This window comes from Micromonospora sp. NPDC023633, from assembly GCF_040640035.1.
Lineage (GTDB): Bacteria > Actinomycetota > Actinomycetes > Mycobacteriales > Micromonosporaceae > Micromonospora.
In genome coordinates, this window is sequence record NZ_JBFABB010000289.1 from 1 (window position 1) to 1077 (window position 1077).

1 protein-coding gene is annotated in these 1077 nt (G+C 70.1%); it reads left to right on the plus strand.

The annotated features are described in order from the left end of the window. Positions 1-279 precede the first annotated feature (279 nt). Positions 280-1077: beta-ketoacyl reductase (locus tag AB0G13_RS34780; protein ID WP_357883966.1), on the plus strand; the 798-nt coding region annotated here is incomplete at its 3' end.

Consider the following 1077-nt stretch of genomic DNA (forward strand, 5'->3'; position numbering starts at 1 on the left):
TTCGACGCTCCCGCTGACCCGGTCCAGGCTCAAGCGTGGGGTTTGGGTCTGGTCGCGGCGCTGGAGTACCCCCGCCGCTGGGGTGGTCTGGTTGATCTGCCCACGGTCTGGCCTGACACGTCGCGGGACGCGGCTGCGACAGCGCGTCGTTGTGCCGCGGTACTGGCCGGGTGGGGCGGCCAGGACCAGGTCGCGGTGCGCGCGAGTGGCGTGTATGGGCGCAGGTTGGTGCATGCCAGGCCGGATGAGTCGCCGCGGGTGTGGAAGCCACGGGGCACGGTGCTGGTCACCGGTGGTACCGGTGGTCTGGGCGGTCACGTGGCTCGCTGGGTGGCCAGGCATGGTGCAGAGCATGTGGTGTTGATCTCCCGCCGGGGCATGGACGGGCCGGGCGTGGTCGAGCTGATCGGTGAGCTGACCGCTGCAGACCGGGTACGGGTGAGCGTGCTGGGTTGCGACGTGGCAGATCGTGACGGGTTGGCCGCGGCCCTGGCCGAGGTGGGGCCGATCGATGCGGTGGTACACGCGGCCGGGGTCGGTCAGCTCGCGGCCATTGATGACGTCGATCCGCAGTTGGCAGACCGAGTCTTGGCGGCGAAGGTCGCAGGTACCCGTAACCTGCACGAGTTGTTGGTCGAGGGATCCGAGCACCCGCTGGATGCGATGGTGCTGTTCTCCTCGAACGCCGGTGTATGGGGTAGTGGCGGGCAGGGGGTATACGCCGCCGCTAACGCGTTCCTGGACGCCTACGCCACCCAGCAGCGTGCCCTGGGACGGGCAGTGACCAGCGTGGCGTGGGGCTTGTGGGCCGGCGAGGGAATGGCCGAGCAGGCCGACGCCGAGCAGTTGCAGCGGCGTGGGGTACGGAGCATGGATCCGCAGCGGGCGGTGCAGGCATTGGCTGAGGCGGTCGGTCAGGGCGAGGACTTCCTCGCGGTCGCTGACGTGGACTGGGCCCAGTTCACCCGGACGTTCACCTCGGCACGCCCGAGTGCGCTGCTGGCCAGGCTGCCCGAGGTACAGGCCGCCGTCGCCGACGCCGAGCCCGGCCCACTCGATGATTCAGGGCTGGCCACT